Source organism: Brevibacillus borstelensis, assembly GCF_036700025.1.
In the GTDB taxonomy this organism is placed as follows: Bacteria; Bacillota; Bacilli; order Brevibacillales; family Brevibacillaceae; genus Brevibacillus; species Brevibacillus borstelensis.
This window is the reverse complement of the sequence record NZ_CP144922.1, coordinates 4,018,122-4,043,799: the sequence shown is the minus strand read 5'-3', so window position 1 is coordinate 4,043,799 and position 25,678 is coordinate 4,018,122. Positions and strand designations below refer to the sequence as shown.

At 52.2% G+C, this 25,678-nt stretch carries 22 protein-coding genes; 18 read left to right on the top strand and 4 right to left on the bottom strand.

The annotated features are described in order from the left end of the window. Nucleotides 1-12: 12 nt before the first annotated feature. The 5 genes from hemC (at nucleotide 13) to V5G20_RS19475 (ending at nucleotide 5,915) form a co-directional block, all read left to right on the top strand. A complete protein-coding gene (hemC, locus tag V5G20_RS19495) occupies nucleotides 13-954 on the top strand; it encodes a hydroxymethylbilane synthase (protein ID WP_039069883.1) in 942 nt (313 codons plus the stop codon). After that, nucleotides 951-1,772, top strand: a complete 822-nt coding sequence (locus V5G20_RS19490; RefSeq protein ID WP_172920959.1) for a uroporphyrinogen-III synthase — start codon at nucleotides 951-953, stop codon at nucleotides 1,770-1,772. The genes hemC and V5G20_RS19490 overlap by 4 nt, the downstream gene beginning before the upstream one ends. Further along, the gene (hemB, locus tag V5G20_RS19485; RefSeq protein ID WP_003387655.1) at nucleotides 1,756-2,733 is read left to right on the top strand and encodes a porphobilinogen synthase; all 978 of its coding nucleotides are present in this window, start codon (nucleotides 1,756-1,758) and stop codon (nucleotides 2,731-2,733) included. Before V5G20_RS19490 ends, hemB begins: the two co-directional genes overlap by 17 nt. A 3-nt stretch (nucleotides 2,734-2,736) precedes the next feature. Beyond that, nucleotides 2,737-4,020: a glutamate-1-semialdehyde 2,1-aminomutase gene (hemL, locus tag V5G20_RS19480; RefSeq protein ID WP_122958150.1), complete on the top strand. Its 1,284-nt coding sequence runs from the start codon at nucleotides 2,737-2,739 to the stop codon at nucleotides 4,018-4,020. Between the two features lie 413 nt (nucleotides 4,021-4,433). Further along, nucleotides 4,434-5,915, top strand: coding sequence for an IS1182 family transposase (locus tag V5G20_RS19475; protein ID WP_422387999.1), 1,482 nt, complete (start codon nucleotides 4,434-4,436; stop codon nucleotides 5,913-5,915). A gap of 118 nt (nucleotides 5,916-6,033) precedes the next feature. Here V5G20_RS19475 and V5G20_RS19470 read toward each other — a convergent pair whose 3' ends face one another. After that, complete coding sequence (locus V5G20_RS19470) at nucleotides 6,034-6,972, bottom strand: DMT family transporter (RefSeq protein WP_003387652.1); 939 nt, start codon at nucleotides 6,970-6,972, stop codon at nucleotides 6,034-6,036. 117 nt (nucleotides 6,973-7,089) lie between these two features. Here V5G20_RS19470 and V5G20_RS19465 point away from each other — a divergent pair, with 117 nt between their 5' ends. Beyond that, a complete protein-coding gene (locus tag V5G20_RS19465; protein ID WP_251237774.1) occupies nucleotides 7,090-8,520 on the top strand; it encodes a PLP-dependent aminotransferase family protein in 1,431 nt (476 codons plus the stop codon). A 90-nt stretch (nucleotides 8,521-8,610) separates the two neighbouring features. On the opposite strand, the gene V5G20_RS19460 is transcribed toward V5G20_RS19465, so the two are convergent. After that, entirely contained in the window at nucleotides 8,611-9,492 is an 882-nt protein-coding gene (locus tag V5G20_RS19460; protein ID WP_003387650.1) for a hypothetical protein, read from the bottom strand. Between the two features lie 231 nt (nucleotides 9,493-9,723). Here V5G20_RS19460 and V5G20_RS19455 point away from each other — a divergent pair, with 231 nt between their 5' ends. Then, nucleotides 9,724-10,290 carry a GyrI-like domain-containing protein gene (locus V5G20_RS19455; RefSeq protein ID WP_338461843.1) on the top strand — a complete coding sequence of 189 codons (567 nt, stop codon included), beginning with the start codon at nucleotides 9,724-9,726 and terminating at the stop codon, nucleotides 10,288-10,290. Here the strand turns inward: V5G20_RS19455 and V5G20_RS19450 are convergent. After that, nucleotides 10,287-10,718: a hypothetical protein gene (locus V5G20_RS19450; protein WP_243014755.1), complete on the bottom strand. Its 432-nt coding sequence runs from the start codon at nucleotides 10,716-10,718 to the stop codon at nucleotides 10,287-10,289. The two genes, V5G20_RS19455 and V5G20_RS19450, sit on opposite strands and share 4 nt — an antisense overlap. A 114-nt stretch (nucleotides 10,719-10,832) precedes the next feature. Here V5G20_RS19450 and V5G20_RS19445 point away from each other — a divergent pair, with 114 nt between their 5' ends. The 11 genes from V5G20_RS19445 (at nucleotide 10,833) to V5G20_RS19395 (ending at nucleotide 23,708) form a co-directional block, all read left to right on the top strand. Continuing rightward, nucleotides 10,833-11,621 (top strand): alpha/beta hydrolase, encoded by a 789-nt coding sequence (locus V5G20_RS19445; protein WP_338461840.1) that lies wholly within the window; start codon nucleotides 10,833-10,835, stop codon nucleotides 11,619-11,621. 88 nt (nucleotides 11,622-11,709) lie between these two features. Continuing rightward, nucleotides 11,710-13,584, top strand: coding sequence for a bifunctional metallophosphatase/5'-nucleotidase (locus V5G20_RS19440; RefSeq protein ID WP_003387645.1), 1,875 nt, complete (start codon nucleotides 11,710-11,712; stop codon nucleotides 13,582-13,584). Nucleotides 13,585-13,757: 173 nt separating this feature from the next. Next, on the top strand, nucleotides 13,758-14,078 hold the full coding sequence (locus V5G20_RS19435; protein WP_003387643.1) for a PadR family transcriptional regulator: 321 nt from the start codon (nucleotides 13,758-13,760) through the stop codon (nucleotides 14,076-14,078). After that, entirely contained in the window at nucleotides 14,075-14,626 is a 552-nt protein-coding gene (locus V5G20_RS19430) for an HAAS signaling domain-containing protein (protein WP_251237707.1), read from the top strand. The genes V5G20_RS19435 and V5G20_RS19430 overlap by 4 nt, the downstream gene beginning before the upstream one ends. 1 nt (nucleotide 14,627) lies before the next feature. Further along, on the top strand, nucleotides 14,628-15,485 hold the full coding sequence (locus V5G20_RS19425; protein ID WP_031932359.1) for a DUF4097 family beta strand repeat-containing protein: 858 nt from the start codon (nucleotides 14,628-14,630) through the stop codon (nucleotides 15,483-15,485). 136 nt (nucleotides 15,486-15,621) lie between these two features. After that, a complete protein-coding gene (gene hemE, locus V5G20_RS19420) occupies nucleotides 15,622-16,659 on the top strand; it encodes a uroporphyrinogen decarboxylase (RefSeq protein WP_024983986.1) in 1,038 nt (345 codons plus the stop codon). 16 nt (nucleotides 16,660-16,675) lie between these two features. Beyond that, the gene (hemH, locus tag V5G20_RS19415; RefSeq protein WP_003387639.1) at nucleotides 16,676-17,617 is read left to right on the top strand and encodes a ferrochelatase; all 942 of its coding nucleotides are present in this window, start codon (nucleotides 16,676-16,678) and stop codon (nucleotides 17,615-17,617) included. Nucleotides 17,618-17,620: 3 nt separating this feature from the next. Continuing rightward, a complete protein-coding gene (gene hemY / locus V5G20_RS19410) occupies nucleotides 17,621-19,045 on the top strand; it encodes a protoporphyrinogen oxidase (RefSeq protein WP_122958155.1) in 1,425 nt (474 codons plus the stop codon). A gap of 799 nt (nucleotides 19,046-19,844) precedes the next feature. After that, nucleotides 19,845-21,713: a LysM peptidoglycan-binding domain-containing protein gene (locus tag V5G20_RS19405; RefSeq protein ID WP_279041834.1), complete on the top strand. Its 1,869-nt coding sequence runs from the start codon at nucleotides 19,845-19,847 to the stop codon at nucleotides 21,711-21,713. A gap of 13 nt (nucleotides 21,714-21,726) precedes the next feature. Further along, nucleotides 21,727-22,716, top strand: coding sequence for a hypothetical protein (locus V5G20_RS19400; RefSeq protein ID WP_003387636.1), 990 nt, complete (start codon nucleotides 21,727-21,729; stop codon nucleotides 22,714-22,716). Further along, a complete protein-coding gene (locus tag V5G20_RS19395; RefSeq protein ID WP_003387634.1) occupies nucleotides 22,713-23,708 on the top strand; it encodes a hypothetical protein in 996 nt (331 codons plus the stop codon). Before V5G20_RS19400 ends, V5G20_RS19395 begins: the two co-directional genes overlap by 4 nt. A 125-nt stretch (nucleotides 23,709-23,833) precedes the next feature. Here the strand turns inward: V5G20_RS19395 and V5G20_RS19390 are convergent, their stop codons facing one another. Then, entirely contained in the window at nucleotides 23,834-25,318 is a 1,485-nt protein-coding gene (locus V5G20_RS19390) for an IS1182 family transposase (RefSeq protein WP_422387982.1), read from the bottom strand. Nucleotides 25,319-25,678 lie beyond the last annotated feature (360 nt).

The following is a 25,678-nucleotide window of genomic DNA, read 5'->3' as shown; positions in this document are numbered from 1 at the left end:
TAGGAGGCTACCATGAGAACATGGAAAGTAGGAACGCGCCGCAGCATGCTGGCGCTCACGCAGACGAACTGGGTCGTCGACCAATTGAAACAGCTTGATCAAAGCGCGTCATTTGAGCTTCACGAAATCGTGACGAAAGGGGATCGCATCCTGGACGTCACTTTATCCAAGGTCGGGGGCAAGGGACTGTTCGTAAAAGAGATCGAGCAGTCTCTGCTGGACAAAGAAACGGATCTAGCCGTCCACAGCCTGAAGGATATGCCGGCCGAGCTGCCGGAGGGGCTGGTCATCGGAGCGATTCCGAAACGTGTCGATCCTCGTGACGTGCTTCTTTCCAAAGACGGAAAGACGCTTGACGAGCTTCCGCATGGGGCTTTGGTAGGAACGAGCAGCTTGCGCCGTTCGGCTCAGCTGCTGGCGTACCGGCCCGACATCCAGATCGAATCCTTGCGCGGCAATATCGATACGCGCATCCGCAAGCTGAACGAAGGAAACTTCGACGCTATCGTCCTCGCGGCAGCCGGGTTGGAGCGGGTGAACTGGGATGGTACGATCAGCCAATTTTTGCCGGTGGAGATCAGCCTTCCTGCCGTCGGGCAAGGGGCGCTCGCGATCGAGTGCCGAGCTGATGACGAAGAGACATTGGCGCTGCTGAGCAAGTTTGATCATCCTGAAACTCGTCTTGCCGTGACGGCAGAGCGGAGCTTCTTGCATCGCCTGGAGGGCGGCTGCCAGGTGCCGATCGGCGCCTACGCGACCGTCTCCGACGGGGGTGGCAAGCAGCCTGTCATTACATTGACCGGTCTCGTCGCTACGCCGGATGGCAAGCGTGTGTTCAAGCGGACGGCTACGGGTGTTGACCCGCTTGCTCTCGGACGCGAAGTGGCTGACGTCCTGGCGGCAGAAGGGGCACAAGAGGTTCTGGAGCAGGTGAAAAGGGAGAGCCAGGCATGATTCACTCGGTTGAAGGCGGGCATGTGGGGCCGCTTGCCGGCATACGCATGATGGTGACCAGATCGCGGGGGCAGGCGAGGGAGCTGATCAGTCAGTTGGAAGCTCTGGGCGGGGAAGCGTATGCGTTTCCGCTATTGAAAATGGTGCCTCCGCAAGACAGCAGCCGTTTGGATGAAGCCTTATCCCGCATCGGCAGCTTTGACTGGGTCATGTTTACCAGCGTAAACGGGGTTCGCTTTTTTCTTGATCGGATGCGGCAGCTCGGAATCGGGATCGACAGGCTGACGGGGCACCTCGCTGCGGTCGGTCCCAAGACAGCGGCAGAGCTCGCTTTGCACGGGCTGAGAGCAGAGGTGATTCCTTCCGATTATGTGGCGGAGGGCATGCTCGCCAGTCTGAAAGATCGGCTTCAGCCCGGCGAGCGCGTGCTGCTGCCGCGGGCTGACATTGCCCGCAAAACCTTGCCGGAGGAGCTGCGCCGCATGGGCCTGGATGTCACGGAGGTGGATGTGTACCATACCGTGATCGATGCAAAGGACGCTCCGGAAGCGGCGGAGCGCCTGCGGAACGGCTTGATTGACGTTATCGCATTTACGAGCTCTTCGACCGTTTCGTATTTTATGGAAGCGATGGCCCCTTATGGGGGGAAGCAGCTGCTGGCGGGCGTAACCATTGCCTGCATCGGCCCGATCACGGCCGATACGGCAAGAGCGCACGGCTTGCAGGCAGATGTCGTCGCCCGCGAGTACACCGTCGAAGGCTTGCTGGAAGCATTGAAAGCATATTGGGGAGGGAATGGAAATGGCCATTTCATTTGATCGTCATCGCAGATTGCGTACAAGCGCGGGTATGCGCGATCTTGTTCGCGAAAACCATGTTCGTCTGGAAGATTTGATTTACCCGCTGTTTGTGGTGGAAGGAACGAATGTAAAAGAAGAGATTCCGTCCATGCCTGGCGTGTATCACTTTTCTCTCGACAGGCTGCGCGAAGAGCTGGACGAAATCGCTTCGCTGGGGATCAAATCGCTGATGATGTTCGGGGTGCCCGAGCACAAGGATGCCTGTGGTTCCGAGGCTTACAATGACAACGCGATCACACAGCAGGCGATCCGCCAGATCAAGGAAGCCTACCCGGATATGGTCGTGATCGCCGATACGTGCCTGTGCCAGTATACCGATCACGGGCATTGCGGCGTTTTGCACGAGGGAGAGATCGACAACGACGAGTCTCTGAAGCTTCTGGTAGCCACAGCTGTGTCTCAAGCGAAGGCGGGAGCCGATATAATCGCGCCTTCCAACATGATGGACGGGTTTGTCGCAGCGATTCGCGAAGGTTTGGACGAGGCTGGCTTCGTTCATGTTCCGATCATGTCCTACTCAGTCAAATACGCCTCCAGCTTTTACGGTCCATTCCGCGATGCAGCTCACTCCACGCCGAAATCGGGTGATCGCAAAACCTATCAGATGGACCCGGCCAATGCGCGGGAGGGGCTGCGGGAAGCGGCTTCCGACGTAGCCGAAGGAGCAGACTTTTTGATGGTGAAGCCAGGCCTCGCTTTTATGGACATGGTGCTGAGACTGCGGGAAAGCTTCGATTTGCCTCTCGTGGTGTACAACGTCAGCGCAGAGTATTCCATGGTCAAAGCAGCTTCTGCCAACGGCTGGATCAACGAACAGCAGATCGTGATGGAAACGCTCCTCGGCTTCAAACGCGCCGGGGCCGATCTGATCATTACCTATCATGCCAAAGACGTGGCAAAATGGCTGCGAGGTGAGTAGACAATGAAAATGGACAATTCGTCCCGCATGTTTGAAGAAGCCCAGCGCTACATACCGGGCGGCGTAAACAGCCCGGTGCGCGCTTTTAAAAGTGTCGGCGGAAACCCTGTCTACATCGCGAAAGGCGAAGGCTCGCGGATTACAGACGTCGACGGCAACAGCTACATCGATTTCATCGGCTCTTGGGGTCCGTTGATTTTGGGCCACGCTCATCCAAAGGTGCTGGCGGCCATTCAGGAAGCGGCTGTGCTGGGAACAAGCTTCGGCGCTCCAACCGAACGGGAAACGGAAATGGCCAAGCTGGTTTGTGAAATCGTACCGTCTGTCGAGGTTGTTCGCATGGTCAACTCCGGAACGGAAGCGACGATGAGCGCTCTGCGACTCGCCCGCGGTTATACGAAGCGCAATAAAATCATGAAGTTTGAAGGCTGCTATCATGGTCATGCCGACAGCCTGCTCATCAAGGCCGGCTCCGGGGTAGCTACGCTCGGCTTGCCTGACAGCCCAGGTGTGCCGGAAGCGACAGCAGTCAACACCATTACGGTCCCGTACAACGATCTGGAAAGCGTCAAGCTGGCATTTGAAAACTTCGGCGCTGACCTGGCTGCCGTGATCGTGGAACCGATCGCCGGAAACATGGGTGTTGTGCCGCCGCAGCCGGGCTTTTTGGAGGCGCTGCGTGAAATTACGCAGCAACACGGCACACTGCTGATTTTTGATGAAGTCATGACCGGCTTCCGTGTATCCCGTGGCGGGGCACAGGAGCTGTACGGCATCACTCCGGATCTGACGACCATGGGCAAGGTAATTGGCGGCGGACTTCCGGTCGGCGCTTATGGCGGCAAACGGGAGATCATGCAGCAAATCGCGCCGGCAGGACCGATCTATCAGGCAGGTACGCTTTCGGGCAACCCGCTGGCAATGGCGGCCGGACTGACCACCCTGCAGGAGCTGGGACAGCCGGGAGCCTATGAAAAACTGGAGGCGCTCTCTGCCCGCCTGGCGGAGGGACTTGCGGAAAATGCCCGCAAACTCGGTATTCCGCATACGCTGAACCGCGTTGGCTCCATGGTTTGCCTGTTCTTTACCGATACGCCTGTCGTCAATTACGACACGGCCAAGACTGCCGATCTGGACAAATTCTCTGCCTACTTCCGCTATTTGCTGGAGGAAGGCGTGATGATTCCGCCGTCCCAATTCGAGGGAATGTTCGTTTCCCTTGCTCATACGGAAGAGGATATCGAGCGGACAATCGACGCCAGCTACAAAGCGATGAAAAGGCTGTAAATAACAAAGAAAGTCCCCGGTTGGGAGAGTCCTGCAAAAGTCCACCTAATATCTGTAAACCGTAACCCTAGTGCCCTTAGGTACTGGGGTTTTAAGTATCGAGAATGTAGCTGTAGTGGGGAGAAGCATGTTTCCGATCTGCGCTCCGGTCTACGTCCTGCAAGGATGTGAAACTGTCCGCTCCACAGCGATCCCGGGGGAAGCGCAAAACGGCGCGCAGCTCCGGGGTTTACTCATAGATTGCGCTTCTGTTTCCCCGGGCTCGCTGTTCCGCTTGGCTGGACTCCGCCAGTCGCTCCGCCTGGAAACATGCTTCTCCTCCGAAACAGTAGGTTTTCAACAGGCTGAAACCCAATGCCCCTTCGACACTGGGTTTGTTGTACAATGAAAAGAAAACGAAAGAGTTGGAACCATTGCTACAGCCCTCTAAACAAATCACGGCATCCTTCCATGCCGAATTATATAAACTAATTCCCGCGGATCACCCTTTACGTAAAATCAATGAAATCGTAGATTTCACATTCATTCATGAGTTGGTTCGTTCCTCTTATTGTGAGCATTACGGAAGACCTGCTAACGAACCCGAACTCCTGTTTCGTCTATTGTTTTTACAAGTTCTCTACAATCTTTCGGATGAACGCATCATTCAGGAAACGCAGGTAAACCTCGCTTATAAGTGGTTTTTAGGTTTAAATCCAGAAGATCCCCTTCCTGACCCCTCTCAATTATCCCGCTTTCGTAATCATCGGTTAGGGGCCGGAGCCGTGGATGAGGTGCTTAAATCAGTTGTACGTCAGTGCATCGAAAAAGGACTTGTGAAGTCAAAGACGATCATCATGGATTCCACCCATACACTGGCAGCTTCACAAAAACAAAAGCCGCTTGAAGTACTGCGGGATGCGGCGAAGCGCTTATTCCGTGTTGTGGTGAAAAAGCATCCAAAACTCGAAAAGAAACTCCCACGGTTACCGGAGTTGAAGAAAGATCAAGAGGATGCTGAGAAGATCATGCTTCACTACTTGGCGGAACTTGGAGAGACTGTCGAGACTTTGTTACCCGATCATGAGGGTTCCATCTCGGAGAAGGTCAAGATCGCCAAGGCCATCGTGGAAGACGAACGTCTCCTCGCCAATAAAGGTATTATGTCGGCCATTGATCCAGATGCACGCTTTGGATGGAAGAGTAATACGAAATCCTTTTTTGGCTACAAAGAGCATATTGCCATGACCGAAGAAGAAATCATTACGGCTGTGGAGGTCACCGGAGGAAGTACGGATGACGGAAAACAATTCAAACAACTTTTGAACCAATCGCTTGACGTAGGAATAGAAGTACAAGAAGTGATTGCTGACACCGCATATTCGGGTAAAGATAACTTGGACGAGATGAAAGCCAAGAAGATTCAACCCGTCGTCCCACTAAACCCAATCGTACATAACGGAGGGCTAAGGCAAGAAGGTTTTGAGTACAACAAGGATGCAGACTTTGTTATTTGTCCGGCAGGACAACATAGTATCCGAAAGGCTGTCCAAGGAAGCAAGAGTGGCAAAAGTCGTTCTCTCGTTTTCTACTTCGATACGGAGAAATGTAAGACATGCCCACTTAGGGAAGGCTGTTTCAAACCAGGAGCGAAGAGCAAGACCTACTCCATCCGGATCGTGGCGGAAACCTACAAGGCGCAAATCGAGTTTGAAAACAGCGATACGTTCAAAGAACGTATTCGTCGCAGATCGATTATTGAGCACAAAAATGCTGAATTAAAAAGGTATCATGGGATGACCAAGGCCAAGTACCGTGGTCTCTTTCGTATGCGAATACAGGCAATACTTACGACTTTCGTCGTAAATGTAAAACGGATGATAAAATTGGCAGAAAAAATGCAGCCCGCCTCTTAAAGGAGAATGGGCTGCATTTTTCGTTAAAGTCCTTTTTTGTAAAAAATAGTGTGGGTTACCCGATCCGCAAACCTCAAAAGAGGTATTTTGCAGGCCTCTCGGTTGGGGACTTTTTTGTTTATGTTCGGGATTGGACGGGGCAAACAAGCTCTTTGGCTTTTTCAGGTCTTTTCATCATCTGCCGCAGCGTATCAGCGTTGATGAAAACAATCCCCAAAATTGTCGTAGCGGCCCCTGCGGCCATCGGCCAGGATACAGCTTCCCGGTACAGGATCGCCCCCAGGGCCATGGCGATGATCGGTGAAATGTAGAGCCAGGTGGAGGGAAACACCGGATTGGTTTTGGCGACCAGCCAGTAAAAAATCGTATGTCCGACCATCGAGCCGAACACGATCAAATACAAGAGCGAACCGATGGCGCTTGGGGCAAGCATTGTCTCGGGGTGAATCTTCTCCGTAAAAAGCGAAAGTACAAGCAGAGCGGTACCGCCGTAAATCATTTGGGCTGCATTCAGGGCGATCGGCGATGCGTCTGCAAAACGCTGGATGACGCGTTTCGAATACAGGGCGCCACTGGAATAAAACAGCTCTCCGATCAAAATAGCGACACACCCGAGCAGCCAGAACAGACTGACCGTGATCGAAACCTGCGGGAAGACGAGGAGTACGACACCGGCAAAGCCAAGCAGGCAGCCAAGCAGCGCTTTGCCCGTTACCCGCTCTCGCAGGACAGTCGCCTGAAGCAGCAATATCATGATCGGACCGGTCGCGGAAAGAATCGCTGCCGCTCCTGACGTGACATGCTGCTCCGCCCAATACAGCGTGGAAAACGTTCCGAATGTCAGACAAAGGCCGGTAATCCACATTTCCTTGTGCAAAAGCAAAGAAAAACGGGCTTGCTTTTTCCAGACCATCCAAATGAAAAGCAGGAGACCTGCGGCCAAAAAACGCAGGCCAGCCGAGAAAAAGGGAGGTGCTCCCGCATCGATCCCGATTTTGATCGCCAAAAACGTTGTTCCAAACACCAAGCACATCACGACATAATTGATGATGACCATAGTAACGCCTCCTTGGTATCATCATAAAAAGAGGTGAATAGAACAGTTTTCAAACAACAGAACAGATTCTGAAATGGTTGTATAAGATAAACATAAGGGCAAAGGAGGCAGGCAAGCATGGACGTCCGTTTTTCTTCAAGAGCAAGTACCCAAACGCTGTTTGCACAAGTGTATGAATACATCTGGACGCGAATCCAGCGCGGAGAGTGGAAGGAGCATGAAAAGCTCCCGTCCGTCCGCCTGCTGGCAGCCGAGCTGAACGTCCACCGCCTGACCGTATTCAAGGCGTATCAGTTGCTCAAGGAAGAAAAGAAAGTCTATGTCAAAGACAAGTCGGGCTACTATGTGCATCCCGGCGGTGCGATGCCATTGGACAATCTGGATTCGCCGATTGTCTCCTCCTATGTTCAAAAAAGCCATTTATCCGAAATTCACAAAGTGCCGGTCACTTATCAGTTTTCCTATGCGCTGATCGACCCCAACCTGTTGCCGAACCGGTTTTTTTCCGAATACGTAAAAGAGATTTTTGACTTGTATCCAAAGGTGCTCAGCTCCTATTCCACTGTGCAAGGAGATGAGGAGCTGCGGGAGGCGCTTTGCCGATACTTCATGCACAAGCACCGGTTTCACCTCTCGCCAGAGGACATCATGATTACGTCCGGCTCCCAGCAAGCCATAGACTTGCTCGCGCGGATGCTTGTCCAGCCGAGGGACGCTGTGTTGATTGAGCGTCCGACATACAGTGCGGCTATTGATATTTTCAGGCAGCTTGGCGCCCAGCTTATCCCCGTCGAGATTCATCCGAACGGCTATGATCTGGATCAGGTTGAAGCTTATATGAAGCGGTACAAGCCGCGTCTGTTTTACCTGAACCCGACCTATCACAACCCGACGGGCTACACCGTACCGGCCGAGCAGAGAAAGCAGCTTGTAGAGCTTGCCGAGCGGTATCGCTGTTTTGTGATCGAAGACGACCCGTTCCGTGACATGTATTTTGAGAGCGAACCGCCCCCGCCTCTCTTTTCTTACAGCGTGGAAGGCTACGTCGTGTATATCCGCAGCTTCAGCAAATACGTGGCGCCCGGATTGAGGATTGCCGCTGTTTGCCTTCATCCTTCGCTGGTGAGCCATTTCTTTACGGTCAAGTCGCTGGCGGATAATGGGAGCCCGCTGCTCAATCAGAAAATCTTCCTCCATTACTTTTCCTCCAGCCGCATGCAGCAGCATATTGAAAAGCTGCGAACCGCCCTGAATGTGCGAAAAACAATTATGGAAGAGGAGCTCTCCGCTACTGCCTGGAGATGGAACAGTCCTGCCGGCGGTCTGAACCTTTGGGTCAAGCTGCCGGAATCCCTTTCCATGGAGGCGCTGCTTGCCAAAAGCATCGAGCAGTCGATCTCGTTTGTACCGGGCTCTATATGCGATCCATTAAAGGAGACAAAGTCGTGGCTTCGTCTTAGCTACTCGTATATCAGTGAAAAGCAGCTTCGCGAGGGAACGAAGCTGCTTATCTCCATGGCCAGCGAGCTCGCCGGAACAGTCGAATGAAAGCACGAAAACTCCGCCAAGTCGACGGCGGAGTTTTTACTGCCCGCGGCTAAAAGAGTTTTCGCTGCTCTCTGAAACTATTCTTTTGAACTACTCTTTTAATACACTCCAATACTCATAGGAATGAATTGCGACTCCAGCAAAAGAAGGATGGCTTGCCAACAGTTCACTCAGCTTGCTTAGCTCGTCTTCCATCCGAGCGGTTCCCTCCTCATAAAAGCTGACAAAATTGCCTTCATTGCTCTCCTTTGTCTCTACAGCGACGATTACTTTTTTACCAAGTCGGTCCGCCATCTCCAGCTCTTGCGTGACGAGGGCCGAAATGCTGTTTGGGCCTTCCGCCCGATCGCGGTATGCCATGACTGTAACATGATCGTGCCTGGAGATGAGCCACTCGCTAATCGAGACAACAGGCTGATCGGGCAAGGCCGTCTTGTCCAGCCAAAAAGGAATGTCACAGCCAACCTGGAGGGACGGGTCCAGCTCTTTTGCCTTCGTCACGTAAGCATTCACATTGCCCATCCACTGCCGGATCACTTCATTTTGATCGCTTTTCCACTCGGGGAGTGTATACGGCTCGATATCGAGATGGATACCGGTTATGGCTGCATCCGTCTCCACCGTCTGGTTGTAGCGGCCTACCCAGTCTACGAGCGACAAAATTTCCGGGCGGTTTCGCTCCAGTCCCCAGCCGGATTTGCCGCCAAGTGCGTGTACTTCCATTCCGTTGGCGCGGGCTTTCTGGATAAAAGTGTGGTAATAGGAAGGTCTCAGCGAAGTGTCGATCTTCAGATACAGCAGGTTTACCCCTTTTGCCGCTGCAAACGCAACGATCTGATCAGGGGCTGACGCAGTCTGGTATGTTTGCCACAGCCAAGTGGCTTTTACCGGTTTTTCTCCCGACGAAAAGCCGGTCAGAAATAAAGCGGGGAACATGAGAAAGAAAAGTGCCGTACGCGAAAACTGCTTCATCGTGTATCCTCCTGATGTCATTGAGCACTGCCCTCAATAACGATATTCCTTACTCATATCGGTAGGGCTGGAAGAGTTGATAATAGCGAAGAAGGTTTCCAGGCAAAAAGGGGTCGAATTGACCAGGACCGTGAATGGGGCGGGGGACAGATCTGGGTAAAAGGAAAGGGAGACGCCCTGCAGGCATCGAGATAGAAGTTTAATGATAGTTTGTTCCAAAAAGAGGATGTCATGCAGATAAAAATAGCTGCCTTTCATGCTAAGATAGCAAAAAGGGAAATGCCAGCCAAATTGATAGAAAAGGAGCTGTGTGCGATGCAGGGAGTGATCGTTCAATTGCCGGAAATGTGGATGGTAGGCGCAAGCTTTACCGGTCCCTTTCAAAGCTTGGGAGTGGAAATGCCGAAGCTGTGGGACGTTTTTTCGCAGAGGGTGAACGAAATTGGCAATCTGAAATACCCGCTATGCTTTTACGGTGTCAGTGATGAACGCAAAGTCGGTTCCTATCAATTGTTCACGGAGTACATTTCCGTTGAAGTAGCAAAATTTGACCGCGTCCCGGAAGGAATGGTCGGATTTACGATTCCGGCAAGAAGCTACGCCCTGTTCACTCATCAGGGCCCCATGGACCAAGTTCAGTCAACGTATCATCGCGCTTTTGACTGGATAAAGCGCCAGGGGCTTGCGGTAGAGGAAAAGGCGCTTCGCCTTGAGCGCTACGATGAGCGATATCTCCCGCCCCGTCATGCTGCAGAGCGGGAAGAAAACGCCTATGACATCCTGATCCCGCTCGCTTAGCGGGAATTGTCCGAGCGAAGCGTGTCCGACGTAAAACGGCTGATGCCGGAGAAAACTTGCTGCAGTGTCTCCAAAGACACTGTCGTATCAAAAGGAATCTCCAGTGAATGATCGGCGTTCGGCACGATGTCCAACTCGATGTTGACGTGTTTGTCGCGAATCTGTTCGATCTTCTCGCTGTGGTAATAATGGTCCGCCGTGCCGGTCACCAGATACATGTTCTGCTTGCAGGCCAGCAAGCTCTCTGCAAATCCTTCCTGATTCAATAGCGGCGTGAGCAGGATAGCGGAAGCCTCGGAGGGAAGCATGGACTCGCCAAATCCGCTGACAATGGGGAGCGTGCCGATCGATTTACCGATAAACAGAAGCTGCTTGCGGGGCTGATCCGCCAGCACATGCCGGACGACGGCCTGTACGTCCTGGAGCATCAACGTCCCTCTTTTGCGGGGAGGCAGGCTCCAGAATTCTACCTGTATTGTAAACCTGGTTGGGAAAAAATGTTGGAAAAAATGGCGAGACTATAGAAAAAGGAGGAGAAGTAGATGAAAAAAGCGGTATTGCAAAATGGAGTCGAACTGGCTTACGAAGACAGGGGGACGGGAGACGCCGTCTGTCTCGTGCACGGCTTTTGCGGAAGCTCGGCATATTGGAAAAAGCTCTTCCCGAGACTGGAGAAATCAAGCAGGGTGCTTGCTCCCGACTTGCGCGGCCACGGAGGCAGTTCGGTTCCGGATGAAACGTACACCGTGGAGAAAATGGCAGAGGATCTTGCCTTTTTCATGGATGAGACCGGGATTGAAAAGATGACGCTCCTCGGACATTCCTTGGGCGGTTATGTCGCCTTGGCTTTTGCCGAGCGCTACCCCGACAGGCTGAGTGCGATGGGGCTGATCCATTCTACCGCGTTTCCCGATGATGAGCAGGCAAAGGAAAACCGGACCAAAGGAATGGAGAGCATCCGTCAAAACGGGATAGAGCCCTTTATCAAGGCGCTGGTTCCCAAGCTGTTCGCCCCTGGCGCTTTATCCCGTTATCCGGAAGAATGGGAGCGGGTCAAACAGGTCGGCCTGCAAACACCGCCAGACGGCGCGATCCGGACATTGGAAGCGATGCGGGAAAGAGCAGACCGGCAGCATGTCCTCAGAAAGCTTGCTTGTCCCGTCCTGCTTATCGCAGGGGAACAAGACCAGATCATTCCGGCAGACAAAACCTTTACAGCAGATGGGGCGAATGTCACTCGGGTACTGCTTGCGGAGGCTGGTCACATGGGAATGCTGGAAACCCCCGAGAAAATGGCTGATGCGATCAAGCAATTCCTGTCCAATATCTAGCAGGAAGCTGAACATCTATCCAGAAATATTTGCTATAATCAGAGATGTCCTATTTTTTATTTTTTACATAACGGGAGGAGAAGCGCGAATGAAAAAAGCACGTCGCATTACCCTGGCCGCTCTGGCAGCTGCCATCTGTTCGTCCCTGATGGCCGGATCGGTCCTGGCAGCACCGCTGCATCCGGTTCAGCACGTAGACTGGATGGTAAAGAAATCCATCGTATCTCCGGGAGCAAACGGTGATCTTGCCCTTGAGCGCAACGTGACTTTGGCGGAAGCAGTTGTCGTTTTTGCCAAACTGGGCGGAAGCAAAATTTCTGCTCCTGACAAAGGGGCGCATTGGTCTGCGCCTTACCTCGCTTGGGCAAAAACCAAGGGAGCAATTATGCAGGATGACTTCAAAAACCCGACACAAGTTCTTTCTTCGGCAAAATTGACAGAGGTCGCCAAAAAGCTGGGCTACACCATTGAAATGGAAAACAAGGCGCAAGTGACCCGCGGCGATTTCTTCCAGGCGCTCGGGGATGCGGCTACTACACACATTACGATCGCGCATACCAATGATACGCACGGACATATTACAGAAGATAAAAACTTGAAGGAATTCGGTTACGCCAAGATCGCCACGCTGCTGAAGGACTGGCGTGAGGAGAACGACAACTTCCTCCTGCTTGATGCGGGTGATACCTTCCAGGGCACCGTCTACGTCAACCAATTCCAAGGGGAGTCTGTCGTACCGATCCTCAATTACTTGGGCTACAACGTAATGGCGGCAGGGAACCACGAGTTTGATTTTGGCTATGAACAGCTGCTGAAGCTGCGCGACATGCTGAAGCACCCGGTTATTTCCGCAAACGTGTTCAAAGCGGATGGAAAAGAACTGCTCGTACCTACCTTCAAGGCGGAAATCGGCGGCAAAAAGTTTGCCTTCGTCGGTTTTGTAGCGGAGGATACACCGATCCTCACCCACCCGAACAACGTGAAAGGCCTTACCTTCAAAAACCCTGTAGAAGTGGCGAAGACCGTCGTGCCACAGCTGAAAAAAGAGGTTGACCATGTAATCGTCGTTTCCCACGTCGGCGTGGATGTTGACCGTGAGATCGCGAAAAACGTACCGGGCATCGATCTGATCGTCGGCGGACATTCCCATACGCCGCTGGAAAAGCCGGAGCTGGTGAACGGCACGTACATCGTACAGGACTGGGAGTACGGCAAGTCTCTCGGACGCGCAGACCTGTACTACCTCGGCAAGGAGCTGGTTGCGTTCAGCGGCGGTTTGAAAGCGTATGACGAAACCGTTCAAGCTGATCCTGAGGTAGAGAAAATGGTTCAAGAGATCGTCAAGAAAATCGACGAAGTCATGGACGTGGTCATCGCCAAGTCTGAGGTAGACCTTGATGGCGACAGAGCGCTGGTTCGCAAAAAGGAGACAAACGTAGGAAACCTGATCGCCGACATCATGCTGGAGCGCACGAAATCCATCCCGGGGCATGAAGCAGACGTTGCGCTGACCAACGCAGGCGGTATCCGTACACAGCTAAAGGCGGGCGACATCACGAAGAAAAATCTGTACACCCTGCTGCCATTCCCGAATACCCTGGTCGTGATCGAGGTGACCGGCGAAGAGCTGCGTCAAGCGCTGGAAAGCGGTGTAAGCAAGGTGGAGACGGGAGAGGGACGCTTCCCGCAAATCAGCGGCATGTCTTTTACCTACAATCCAAGCAAGCCTGCGGGTCAGCGCGTTGTCGAGGTAAAGGTAGGCGGTCAGCCGCTCGACCTGAAGAAGACGTACAAGGTCGCAACCAATGACTTCCTGGCAACAGGCGGAGACGGATATGAGAGCTTTAACAAACCTGCGTTCAATACAGGTCTGACTTTCTACAGCATTGTGGAAGAAGAGCTGATCAAACGCAAGACGGTTAATCCGAAAGTAGAAGGTCGCATCGTCGAAGTAAACGAATAGGATTTAATCATTGCATTCCGGCATATAAGGAAAGCGGATCATTCGGGCCCTGTTCCCTTTGAGGGAAGAGGGCCCTTTTTGCACAATTTTTACCCGTGTGCATTTATCTATTTTTATAAAGTACCTTGCATTGTATAATAGTGCTCTGGTAAGATCTAACATGGTGATGCTAAGTGAACGTTCAATTTAAAAAAGGTGTACTGGAACTTTGCGTACTGGTGCTTGTTGCCCAAAAAGACAGATATGGGTACGAACTGGTGGCCAGCATCTCAGAGAAATTTCACATCGCAGAAGGAACCGTTTATCCCCTGCTTCGCAGGTTGACCACGGAAGGCTTTTTTATTACTTACTTGGCCGAATCGCAGGAAGGCCCGCCGCGCAAGTACTATCAGCTCACCGATAAAGGGCGCAGATATATGAACGACCTCGTGCTGGAATGGAAAATATTTACGCGCGGGGTCAACCAGATTATCGAGGAGGGAATCGGTTTATGACGAGACGCGAATTTATGGATGAGCTTGACAGGCTTCTCCGCGAATTGCCCGACAAGGATCGCCTGGACATATTGGCAGACTATACCGAACATTTCTTGATCGGAGTGGACAGGGGGAAAAGCGAACAGGAGATTGCCGACAGTCTGGGCAGTCCAAAGGTTCTTGCCCGCGAGATATTAGCCGGATACCGCATTCATCAGGCACAATCGAACGCATCCATCAGTAATATGACGAGAGCTGTTTTGGCGACCGTCAGTTTGGGCTTTTTTAACCTTGTTTTCGTATTGGGCCCATTTGTCGGACTGATTGCTGTCCTTATCGGTTTGTTTGCCGTCGCTCTGGCATTGCTGCTTACACCGATTGGCTTGTTTTTGAAGTACGGAATTCCGGGAAACGCAGATGAGCAATATCTGGTTCTCTTCTCGGGGATGGCATCATTTGGTTTGGGCGGAATGCTTGCGATCGGGTTGGCCCGCTTGAGCCGATGGCTGTATCGGCAATTTTTGCGTTATCTGAACTTTAATGTCCGCATGATTAGGGGGAAATAGCATGAGAAGAATGATAAATGTCTTGTTCGTCTTTTTCTGTCTGTTGTTTCTCGTTGGAGCGATCGGATTTGTCTGGCAGTTCAAACTGAACCCCGACTTTAAGGGAGACACGGAGACAGTCAGTGAACTGCGTACAATCGACCAGCCTATCAAGGGTGTCGAAGTGGAAACGGACATCGCTGACGTCGTGTTGACTACGAGCAATTTGTCCAGTGCGACTGCAAGAATGGTCGGGGAGGTTGATAGAAAGCGATTGGACAAAATCAAGTTTACGACGGAAGTCACCCCTGACGGAATTCTGCAGGTAAGGATAAAGGAACCAACTGAAATGCAGTTCGGCTTTTTCTTTCATCAACGGGTAGACCTGGAGCTCCAGGTGATGATTCCGGAAGCGGTCTACGAAAAAATAGCCGTGAACAGCGGCACGGGAGACTTCCGTATCAATGCGATCAAAGCAAAGGAAGGAACGCTGAAAACGAGCACGGGCGATATCGAGTTGGCGGGGTTTGAAGGAGAAACACTCACCCTGAGAACAGATACAGGCGACATGGACATATCCTCCGTCAGTGCAAAAGTGGATGCCTTCAGCAGTACAGGTGATATCGATTCGCTGCAACTGAAAGACATGAAGCACGACGTAAATGTCCGAACGGATACAGGAGACATCACGGTATCCTTGTTAAAACTGCCCGAAGCAGTAAAGATGGAACTGGCTACGGATACGGGAGATATAAAAGCCGATTGGCCGGAAATGTCTTACTCGGAAAAAGGGGAGCAGAGAGTAGCGGGATCGGTAGGCACGGAAGGTCCGGCGCTGACTGTCAGCAGCTCAACAGGGGATATTCGTATTCGTCACTGAGCTTTTGGGAAACAATGGTACCAGGAGAACAGCGGTTGAAACGATAACGATTTTGACACAATCAATGCATTTTTTGTCGATTGCCGAGTGGTATCATAAGGATAAGGAATATTACCGTGTAAAGCGAGGTTTATTCATGACTGCAAAACCGTTTAACGATACGTTTTTAAAAGCTTGTCGCCAGGAACCGACAGATCATGTGCCGGTATGGTACATGCGCCAGGCGGGGCGTTATCAACCCGAATACCGGGCTATCCGTGCCAAGCACACATTTTTTGAAATGAACTATATACCCGAAGTTTGCGCGGAAGTAACCCGTCTGCCGGTTGAGCAGCTCGGGGTGGATGCTGCGATTCTTTTTGCTGACATTATGACTCCACTCAAGCCGATCGGGGTCGATGTAAACATTGAATCGGGGATCGGACCTGTCATTGCCAACCCGATTGGATCGCTCGAAGATGTCCATCGCCTGGGCGAGCTCGACCCGGATACGCACGTGCCATACATCATGGAAGCGATCAAAATTTTGCGCCAGCAGCTCTCTGTACCGCTGATCGGTTTTGCAGGAGCTCCGTTTACCCTTGCCAGCTACATGATCGAGGGAGGTCCTTCCAAGCATTATCACAAAACCAAATCGTTCATGTACACGCAGCCGGCAGCTTGGGAAAAGCTGATGGAGAAGCTGGGCACGTTGACCATTACATATCTGAAAGCGCAAATTGCCGCAGGCGCGCAAGCTGTCCAAGTATTTGACTCCTGGGTAGGCGCCCTGAACGATGAAGACTACCGGACATTTATCGCTCCGGTCATGAACCGCATCTTGCTGTCGCTGCGGGAGACGGGCGTGCCGACAATCTATTTCGGCGTAGGCTGTGGTCACCTGCTTGAGGAGTGGAACAAGCTGCCGGTCGATGTGGTCGGCCTCGACTGGCGGACTTCGATCACAAAAGCGCGTGAGCTGGGCGTCACCAAAACCTTGCAAGGAAATCTGGATCCTACACTGCTTTTGGCTCCTTGGGAAAAATTGGAGGCGAAAGCAAAGGAAATACTTGACGAGGGCACGCAGCAGCCCGGCTATATCTTTAACCTGGGTCATGGAGTGTTCCCAGACGCCAAAGTAGAAACCTTGCAAAAGCTGACCAGCTTCATTCACAGTTATCGCCGGAACGCGTAATACGGAGGTGCAACTTATGTCCAAGCAAAAGATCGGATTACTCCTGATGGCGTACGGAACACCGCGCAAGAAGGAAGAGATTGAACCCTATTACACGCATATTCGCCGGGGCCGCAAGCCTTCGCAGGAATTGCTGGACGATCTGACAGCCCGCTATGAAGCGGTGGGTGGCGTCAATCGCTTTGCCGAAATTACGGACGAGCAGGTACGCCAGCTTGAACAGGAGATGAACCGCCGTTTTCCGGATAAGGAATTTGTCGGCTATCTTGGTCTAAAGCACATCGCTCCTTTCGTGGAGGATGCAGTCGAGGCAATGCATCGCGATGGCATCGAAAAGGCGATCAGCTTGGTGCTGGCTCCCCACTATTCCAGCTACAGTGTAAAAGAATACAATGGCAGGGCAAAGGAACACGCAGCGAGCATCGGCGGCCCTGAAATCCATTCAGTGGAGAGCTGGTATACGGAGCCCGGGTTTATTTCCTATTGGAGCGATGCGATCAAGGATACGTTCAGATCGATGCCGGAAGCGCAACGAGACAAAGCCGTGGTGATTTTCTCTGCCCACAGTCTCCCGGAAAAAATCCTCCAATCGGGTGATCCGTATCCCCATCAGCTGGAGGAAACGGCTGCATTGATCGCAAAAGAAGCGGGCATTTCGCACTACGCTATCGGCTGGCAGAGTGCAGGCAATACACCCGAGCCATGGCTCGGACCGGACGTGCAGGATTTGACCCGCGACCTGCACAACGCTCATGGATACCAAACCTTCGTGTACTGCCCGGTCGGCTTCGTCGCAGAGCATCTGGAAGTGCTCTACGACAATGACATCGAATGCAAAGCGGTAACCGATGAACTCGGAGCCAATTACTACCGGCCCCCGATGCCGAATGCCAGACCTGCTTTTATCTCCTGTCTGGCTGATGTAATCGGGAAAAAGCTGCCGGCAATGGGGAAATAGCAAATGAGCGAAAAACAGCTGCATGTCACGATCGTAGGCGGCGGTATGACTGGACTTACGGCTGCCTACTACCTGCAGAAATGGACGCGGGAACAAGGATTGCCAGTCCGGTTCACATTGCTGGAAGCAAGCGACAGGACCGGCGGGAAGGTTCAGACCTGGAAGCACGAGGGATTTACCATTGAGCTGGGAGCAGACTCCTTTTTGGAACGAAAAACGAGCGCAACCGAGCTCATCAAAGATGTCGGCCTGGGTGATCGGCTGGTAAACAACAACGCGGGTCAGGCGTATATTCTGCATAAAAACGGTTTGTACACGATTCCGGAGGGAGCCGTGATGGGTGTACCGACCAAGCTGATGCCTTTTGCCATGACACCGCTTATCTCTCCGTTGGGCAAGCTCAGAGCGGCGGTAGATTTGATATTGCCGGGGGCGCAAACTGGCGAAGACGAGTCCGTTGGGAATTTTTTCCGTCGCCGGCTTGGAGATGAAGTCATCGAGAATGTAATCGAGCCTTTGATCTCCGGCGTTTACGGTGGCGATATCGACAAATTGAGTCTTCTCTCCACCTTTCCGCAATACGCCCAGATGGAACAGAAGCACCGCAGCCTCATTATGGCGATGAGGAATTCTCGCCCTAAGCAGAGCAAACAGTCCGAGGGACAGCCAAAGTCAAAGGGAATGTTCGTGAGCTTGACCAGCGGCTTGCAATCACTCGCTGATCGACTGGAAGAACTGCTGCCTGCTGACTCGGTCCGGAAAAGCACGGCTGTCAAGCGCTTGGAAAAGCGCCAGGACGGATATAGCGTCGAACTGGCTCATGGTGAGGTTTTTGATACCGACGCTGTTATTTTAGCGATCCCTCATCATTTGGCCAGGGAAGTTGTCAAGGAGCATGTCGATATACCGCCGATCAGCGGCGCCAAGCCTACGATTATGGCGACAGTCGCTCTCGCCTATCCCGAGCAAGGCGTAAGGATCGATAAAGAAGGGACAGGCTTTGTCGTCCCTCGCAAGGAAAAGTTTACGATCACGGCGTGCACGTGGACTCAGCGAAAGTGGCCGCATACGACGCCGAAAGGCAAGGCGCTTGTACGCTGCTACGTGGGCAAGCCGGGCGCCGAAGAGATTGTAGACCGTTCTGATGAAGAAATCGTCGACGTGGTCGTCCGCGATCTCCAGAAAGTCATGCAGATCGATGACCATCCCGAATTTTACAAGGTTACCCGTTGGAACAGGGGCTTGCCGTACTTGGTTGGTCACAAGCAATGGCTCAAAGGGGCCACCGCCAAGATGAAGGAGCATCTGCCCGGTGTATGGCTGACCGGCGGTTCCTACGGAGGTGTCGGGGTGCCGGACTGTATTGACCAGGCAAAACAGACTGTACAGGAATTATTGGAATATTGGACGCAAAAACCAGGGAGCTGATACCCTGGTTTTTTTACGTTGTACGATTCCCTCGGATTGGTTCTGATAAGTGCTGCCCTTGCTCCTTATGACGAAGAATCGAGATTTTCTTCCGCCGCAGCTTTTCTATTTTAGCGGTTGGACAGGCTTTGGTGGAGGAGATGAAAAAGGAGAAAACGGCTACAGGTTCGGTGGGACACTGCTGGGGGCTGTACTGTCCGGCTCCATTCCAAAAGCAAAACCGCGTCCAAAAGCAGTCTGCTCAGGGCAGCGTCTCAGAGTTGGACGCTGAAAACGTGTTTTGCTTTTTCCATTCCGCCTGGGTAGTGTCCCAAAGACCTTCGCCGTTTTCTCCTTTTTCATCTCTACAGCTACTGATAAAGGCTGCGAAAAACTACAGACAACCTGAACCCTCCCACATGCTTTGTAAAGCTCGCAGAAGCAGATCAGATCGCCAGAGAAGCCTGTTTCCAGTCGGAGCGACTAGCGAAGTCCCACCCAGCTCCGCAATGATCCCGAGGAAACAGAATCGCAACCTATGACTACACTTCAAAGCTGCGCGCCGTTTTGCGATTCCCTCGGGAGCATTGCGGAGCGGACAGTGTTCGCTTCCATGCGGAGCGTAGACCGGAGCGGAGAATGGAAACAGGCTTCTCTCCGCTACAGCAGCTTTAAACGGGGGGTTATTCCAACGTAACTGCCTACTACTCTCGGTTGAAAATCAAGGCGACTTCTTCCAAACCCAATTTTCCGGTGCTAAAAGGCTCGTCTGCCCCATATAGTGTAAAGAAATGTCCTGCACTTGAAAGGAGGAGCACGGATGGCGCTACAGGATGGACTGCTTTCGTTTGCCATCAAGGAAACCATTTTCCTCTCATCGGATAAAGCCGGAATAGACGAGTGGAGAGAATTGGAGTTGTTTCCTGATGTCGAGGTGCTGGAAACAGAGTCAGCGATCTCCATCACCGGTTGCCTGCAATTATTCGGGAAATACAAGCCGATCAAGGACACCTCTGAGACAGCTGGAGGCGGTACGGAATCCTTGGTTGAGGCGGTGACCTTTTCACCTTTTCGGCCGGGCGGGTCAGACGGGCAGCTGTACGGCCAGGAGGAACAACTGCACCACAGGATTCCGCTAAACATCACGATTCCTTTGAATCGAATCGCTGAAATAGAGGATATTTACGCAGTTGTCGACAGCTTTGATTACCAGCTTGATTCTCCCCATCAGGTGATGATAGAGGCTGATCTGAAAATCGCGGGCATCAAGTTTGCCGAGACCAATTATCAGACAGGACAACCTGCGGGCAATCCTGAACCAGTCTCCTATGGAGAAGTTCCCTCTAGCGGAGAGTGGCAATTTGCCCATGCTTCGCAAGATCAGTCAGAAGAACTTGCACAGCCTATCTCGCTAGAGGACATCGAGCGGAAGCTGGCGGAGCTGGAAAGTGAATTGCATCGGCAAATCCCGCTGGAGGAAGCACAGCAGACTCACGCAGTGCAACAGACCCACGCAGTGCAACAGACCCACGCAGTGCAACAGACCCACGGGGTGCAACAGACCCACGCGATGCAACAGACCCACGCGATGCAACAGACCCCAGCCGCACAGCAAAGCCCGAGCGGGTTTGCAGCGATGTTTGAAGCTTCTCAGCACAAGGGGACTTCAAACCGGACAGAAAATGAAAGTCTAGGATTTGGGGATGTAACCGAGGCGCTCACGGTCAAAGAACAAGGAAAAGGCTCCGATCGCGATAGCAGCCCCTCTATCGAACAGGTGTCATGGAATGAGCCTGAAGCGAATCCGGCGCTCTACGAAGGGATGGCCCCCGAGAAGAAGTTCGTATCGCATGTCGAGAGGCAATCCGAGGAAACGGCTTCCGAGCCGTCCTTGGAGCTGCGGAAGGTGGCAGAGTCGCAGGCGGCCCAACCGGTTCGCTTCCAACCGGAAAGAAAATTCGGGGATATAGCTCCCGAGCCGTCCTTGGAAGTGGGCAAAGTGGCAGAGTCACAGGCGGCTGAACCGGTTCATTCCCGACCGGAAAAGCAATCCGAAGAGACGCTGCCCGCACCGCCTTTGGAGTTGCGGGAGGTGGCAGACTCACAGTCGACCGAGACTCCTCGCACCCAACCGGAGGCTGTGCAAGAAGAAACCGTCGCGACGGGAGTCTCCGATGAAAGCAGGGAGGAAGCGCAAGCTGAGCCGGCCACAGCGGATGCGGATGAAGCCGCTGTAGAAGCAGCAGCACAGGAGACAGCAGACGAGGAGGCGGTAGAGGTCATTGCCCAGCAGCCTCAGGAGGCAGTGGAAGAGAAGGAAGTGCGTGTAGCGATATCGGGCAAACCGGCGCGTGAAGAAGGCGGCAAGGTAAATCTCACGTCGATCTTTTCGCAAGCGACCCGGGTGCAGCAAGAGGCCAAAATGGAAGAAGAGTCTTCTTCACAGGCGTCGCGAAAAGGTTCCTTTGAAGCAGATTCGGCTTCGATCGAGACGATGCACAATCTCACTTCCTTTGTCCGCAGCAAAGAGGAAAAGCAAAGCCGGCTAAAGTTGTGCATCATTCAACGCGACGAGACGCTGGAAACGATCTGTCAGCGTTATGCCATTCCTCAGTCTCGGATTCTGGAGGTAAACAACCTGCGTTCAGACCAGATCGTGGCCGGGCAAATACTCTATATTCCACAGTGAGGAGCGGGGGGCCGTGGAGAAAATCAATCTGTCCGAAGTGTGTCAACGGTATCGGGCAAGGGTAATCCACATCACCCCGCTGAACGATTGCCATCTGTTGGAGACAAACCGCGGTCCGAAAGAGCTGCGCATATGGCCACGGGTAGACATCATGCGTTGGTCGTTTGCATGGCGTGAACGAATGGTTCGCCAAGGTTTCCGCGATTTGGAGAGATTTATTCGGACGAAGGATTCAAAGCCGTATTTGGTGGTAGGCCAACGCGGAATTACGCTCACAGATCATCTTCGCCGCATCGAATCGATACCACTGGGAACGGATACCATGCGTCAATGCGGCAAGATCGTTGCGATGATGCATGAATCCCAGCGGGACGGCAGTATCTTTCACCCCGCCGATTTTTGGGAACGAGAACAGGCGAGAATGGCTGCGACAACGAGAAGGGTAAAAGATTTTTGGGAATCTCTCCGTTATCGCGGCAGACAATCAGGCAGGGATCATCGTTTTTATAGCTGGCTATTTCCGCCCCTTTTGGAGAGAATGGAGCGCTGCACCGACATGCTTTTGAGTACCAGGATCGATCAGAAAGAGCTCTTTGTCTCCCACGGCACTTTGCGCCCGGACAATTGGGGGCTGGTAAACGACAAGCTGTTTTTGCGCGGTTTTTTCCAGCCGGTTTTATCGGTCGCTCAGCGGGATACAGCCGGGTACCTGAGAGATCTGTTTGTCCGCCACGAGGATTTGTCACTGATCGAAGCGTTTTTAAGTGGTTACGAGGAAATTCGGCCGCTTGGTCAAACCGACTACACGCTCCTGTTGGCTTTCATGGCCTATCCAGAGGAAATATCGCATATGGTGCAGTCTAGCATTGAGGTGTATCGCGAGCCGGGAGAGGCGCGTTTGGCGCGAATCGAGCAGGCTGTCAACCGCCAGCAGATGGTTGATCAGCTCTTGAAATATATAGCCGAACGGGCCGAGGAAACGAGGAGTGAGTCAAAAGCATGAGTCGCTTTGACGATATCTTTCCGCTGTTTCAGGAATATGACATGTTCGCACAGACCGTTGACGTGGTGAAGGCCCCGAATGTGTACAAAGCGATCACTCCGTATGGATCGTTTATTTGCAAAAGGACACAAGCCGCTCCCCAGCGCTTGCATTTGGTCAGCGGAGTTCTCCGTCACCTGGAGCAAAAGGGGTGGGATGGGGCTGTCCCATTTTTTCATACAAAATACGACGAACCGTATGTTCTGCATGGTGAAGATACGTATTATCTAACCGCCTGGCAACCGGGGGCAGAGAAGTGGGAGGAAGAGCCGTTAGCCTGGGCGAAGCCAGCTGTAGAGCGCCTGGCAGAGCTTCATCACCTGACCCAGAACTTTCGTTTCGATGATCCGAGACAAGTGGAGCCATTGATCGATTCCTTGCTCCGCAGGTGGGACTCGATGCTGCATATGACGGAAAGAGCGGCTGAGGCGGCAGGACATCGTCTCTATCCTTCCCCGTTCGATGTCGTTTTTTTGGCCAACCACGCTTACGTCAAGGAGATGGCTCAAAGTGCGATCGGCTTGCTGCGGGACTGGCGTGAAAGGCATCGGACTCATGCTCATTTTCGCTTGTCGTTCATCCACGGTTCGCCACAGCCAGCCCACTTTTTGCCTGATCGTAACGGAAAAGTACGGATGCTGAACTTTGACCGGGCTGTGTTCGATACCCCGACCCGAGACTTGGCCATGTTCTACCGGACGTATTTTTACCTGGCCGGAGATGAGGCGGGTGCCAGTCAGCTTTACCGGCACTATTCAGAGATCTTTCCGCTGCGGCCGGAAGAAACGAATTTGCTTGCCGCTTTTCTGACTTATCCGGAAAGAATCATGCGAGATATCAGTACCTATTACAGCGAGAAAAATGAGTGGAGCGAATTGTACGCGGTCAAACGACTGGAGAAGGATATGGACCGTTTGATACGCCTGCAACGCTGGGTGCAGCAAGCTTTTTAGACACAAAAGACGTCTCACCAGGGAGAGTCCTGCAAAATACCTCTGTTGAGGTTTGCGGATCGGGTAACGCACAGTATTTTTTTTTACAAAAAAGGACTTTAACGAAAAATGCAGTCCATTCTCCTTTAAGAGACGGGCTGCATTTTTTCTGCCAATTTTATCATCCGTTTTACATTTACGACGAAAGCCGTAAGTATTGCCTGTATTCGCATACGAAAGAGACCACGGTACTTGGCCTTGGTCATCCCATGATACCTTTTTAATTCAGCATTTTTGTGCTCAATAATCGGTCTGCGACGAATACGTTCTTTGAACGTATCGCTGTTTTCAAACTCGATTTGCGCCTTGTAGGGTTCCGCCACGATCCGGATGGAGTAGGTCTTGCTCTTTGCTCCTGGTTTGAAACAGCCTTCCCTAAGTGGGCATGTCTTACATTTCTCCGTATCGAAGTAAAAAACGAGAGAACGACTTTTGCCACTCTGCTTGCTTCCTTGGACAGCCTTTCGGATACTATGTTGTCCTGCCGGACAAATAACAAAGTCTGCATCCTTGTTGTACTCAAAGCCCTCTTGCTTCAGTCCCCCATTATGTACGACGGGGTTTAGCGGGACGACAGGTTTAATCCCCTTGGATTTCATCTCGGCCAAGTTATCTTTACCCGAATATGCGGTGTCAGCAATCACTTCTTGTACTTCTATTCCCACGTCAAGCGATTGGTTCAAAAGTTCTTTGAATTGTTTTCCGTCATCCGTACTTCCTCCGGTGACCTCCACAGCCGTAATGATTTCTTCATCCGTCATGGCAATATGCTCTTTGTAGCCAAAAAAGGATTTCGTATTGCTCTTCCATCCAAAGCGGGCATCTGGATCAATGGCCGACATAATGCCTTTATTGGCCAGCAGACGCTCATCTTCCACGATGGCCTTGGCGACCTTGATCTTCTCCGAGATGGAACCCTCATGATCGGGTAACAAAGTCTCGACTGTCTCTCCAAGTTCCGCCAAGTAGTGAAGCATGATCTTCTCGGCACCCTCTTGATCCTTCTTCAACTCCGGTAACCTCGGGAGTTTCTTTTCAAGTTTTGGATGCTTTTTCACCACAATACGGAATAAGCGCTTCGCCGCATCTCGCAGTACTTCAAGAGGCTTTTGTTTTGGCGAAGCTGCCAGTGTATAAGTGGAATCCACGATGATCGTCTTTGATTTCACAAGTCCTTTTTCGATGCACTGACGTACAACCGATTTGAGTACCTCGTCTACGGCTCCGGCTCCTAACCGATGATTACGAAAGCGGGATAACTGAGAGGGGTCAGGAAGGGTATCTTCTGGATTTAAACCTAAAAACCACTTATAAGCGAGGTTTACCTGCGTTTCCTGAATGATGCGTTCATCCGAAAGATTGTAGAGAACCTGTAAAAACAGCAAGCGAAACAGGAGCTCCGGCTCGTTAGCTGGTCTTCCGTAATGCTCACAATAAGAAGAACGAACCAATTCATGAATGAACGTGAAATCGACGATTTCATTGATTTTACATAATGGGTGATCCACGGGAATCAGTTTATATAATTCGGCATGGAAGGATGCCGTGATTTGTTTAGAGGGCTGTAGCAATGGTTCCAACTCTTTCGTTTTCTTTTTATTGTACATCAAAACCCGGTGTCGAAGCGGCACTGGGTTTCAGCCTGTTGAAAACCTACTGTTTCGGAGGAGAAGCATGTTTCCAGGCGGAGCGACTAGCGGAGTCCAGCCGAGCGGAACAGCGAAGCCCGGGGAGACAGAAGCGCAATCCATGAGTAACCTTCGGAGCTGCGCGCCGTTTTGCGCTTCCCCCGGGATCGCTGTGGAGCGGACAGTTTCACATCCTTGCAGGACGTAGACCGGAGCGCAGATCGGAAACATGCTTCTCCCCACTACAGCTACATTCTCGATAATTGAAACCCCAGTACCTAAGGGCACTAGGGTTACGGTTTA

Coding starts and splice junctions, on each gene's coding strand:
- hemC (WP_039069883.1), top strand. CDS start 13: ATGAGAACATGGAAAGTAGGAACGCGCCGCAGCATGCTGGCGCTCACG.
- V5G20_RS19490 (WP_172920959.1), top strand. CDS start 951: ATGATTCACTCGGTTGAAGGCGGGCATGTGGGGCCGCTTGCCGGCATA.
- hemB (WP_003387655.1), top strand. CDS start 1,756: ATGGCCATTTCATTTGATCGTCATCGCAGATTGCGTACAAGCGCGGGT.
- hemL (WP_122958150.1), top strand. CDS start 2,737: ATGAAAATGGACAATTCGTCCCGCATGTTTGAAGAAGCCCAGCGCTAC.
- V5G20_RS19470 (WP_003387652.1), bottom strand. CDS start 6,972: ATGGTCATCATCAATTATGTCGTGATGTGCTTGGTGTTTGGAACAACG.
- V5G20_RS19465 (WP_251237774.1), top strand. CDS start 7,090: ATGGACGTCCGTTTTTCTTCAAGAGCAAGTACCCAAACGCTGTTTGCA.
- V5G20_RS19460 (WP_003387650.1), bottom strand. CDS start 9,492: ATGAAGCAGTTTTCGCGTACGGCACTTTTCTTTCTCATGTTCCCCGCT.
- V5G20_RS19455 (WP_338461843.1), top strand. CDS start 9,724: ATGCAGATAAAAATAGCTGCCTTTCATGCTAAGATAGCAAAAAGGGAA.
- V5G20_RS19450 (WP_243014755.1), bottom strand. CDS start 10,718: ATGCTCCAGGACGTACAGGCCGTCGTCCGGCATGTGCTGGCGGATCAG.
- V5G20_RS19445 (WP_338461840.1), top strand. CDS start 10,833: ATGAAAAAAGCGGTATTGCAAAATGGAGTCGAACTGGCTTACGAAGAC.
- V5G20_RS19440 (WP_003387645.1), top strand. CDS start 11,710: ATGAAAAAAGCACGTCGCATTACCCTGGCCGCTCTGGCAGCTGCCATC.
- V5G20_RS19430 (WP_251237707.1), top strand. CDS start 14,075: ATGACGAGACGCGAATTTATGGATGAGCTTGACAGGCTTCTCCGCGAA.
- V5G20_RS19425 (WP_031932359.1), top strand. CDS start 14,628: ATGAGAAGAATGATAAATGTCTTGTTCGTCTTTTTCTGTCTGTTGTTT.
- hemE (WP_024983986.1), top strand. CDS start 15,622: ATGACTGCAAAACCGTTTAACGATACGTTTTTAAAAGCTTGTCGCCAG.
- hemH (WP_003387639.1), top strand. CDS start 16,676: ATGTCCAAGCAAAAGATCGGATTACTCCTGATGGCGTACGGAACACCG.
- hemY (WP_122958155.1), top strand. CDS start 17,621: ATGAGCGAAAAACAGCTGCATGTCACGATCGTAGGCGGCGGTATGACT.
- V5G20_RS19405 (WP_279041834.1), top strand. CDS start 19,845: ATGGCGCTACAGGATGGACTGCTTTCGTTTGCCATCAAGGAAACCATT.
- V5G20_RS19395 (WP_003387634.1), top strand. CDS start 22,713: ATGAGTCGCTTTGACGATATCTTTCCGCTGTTTCAGGAATATGACATG.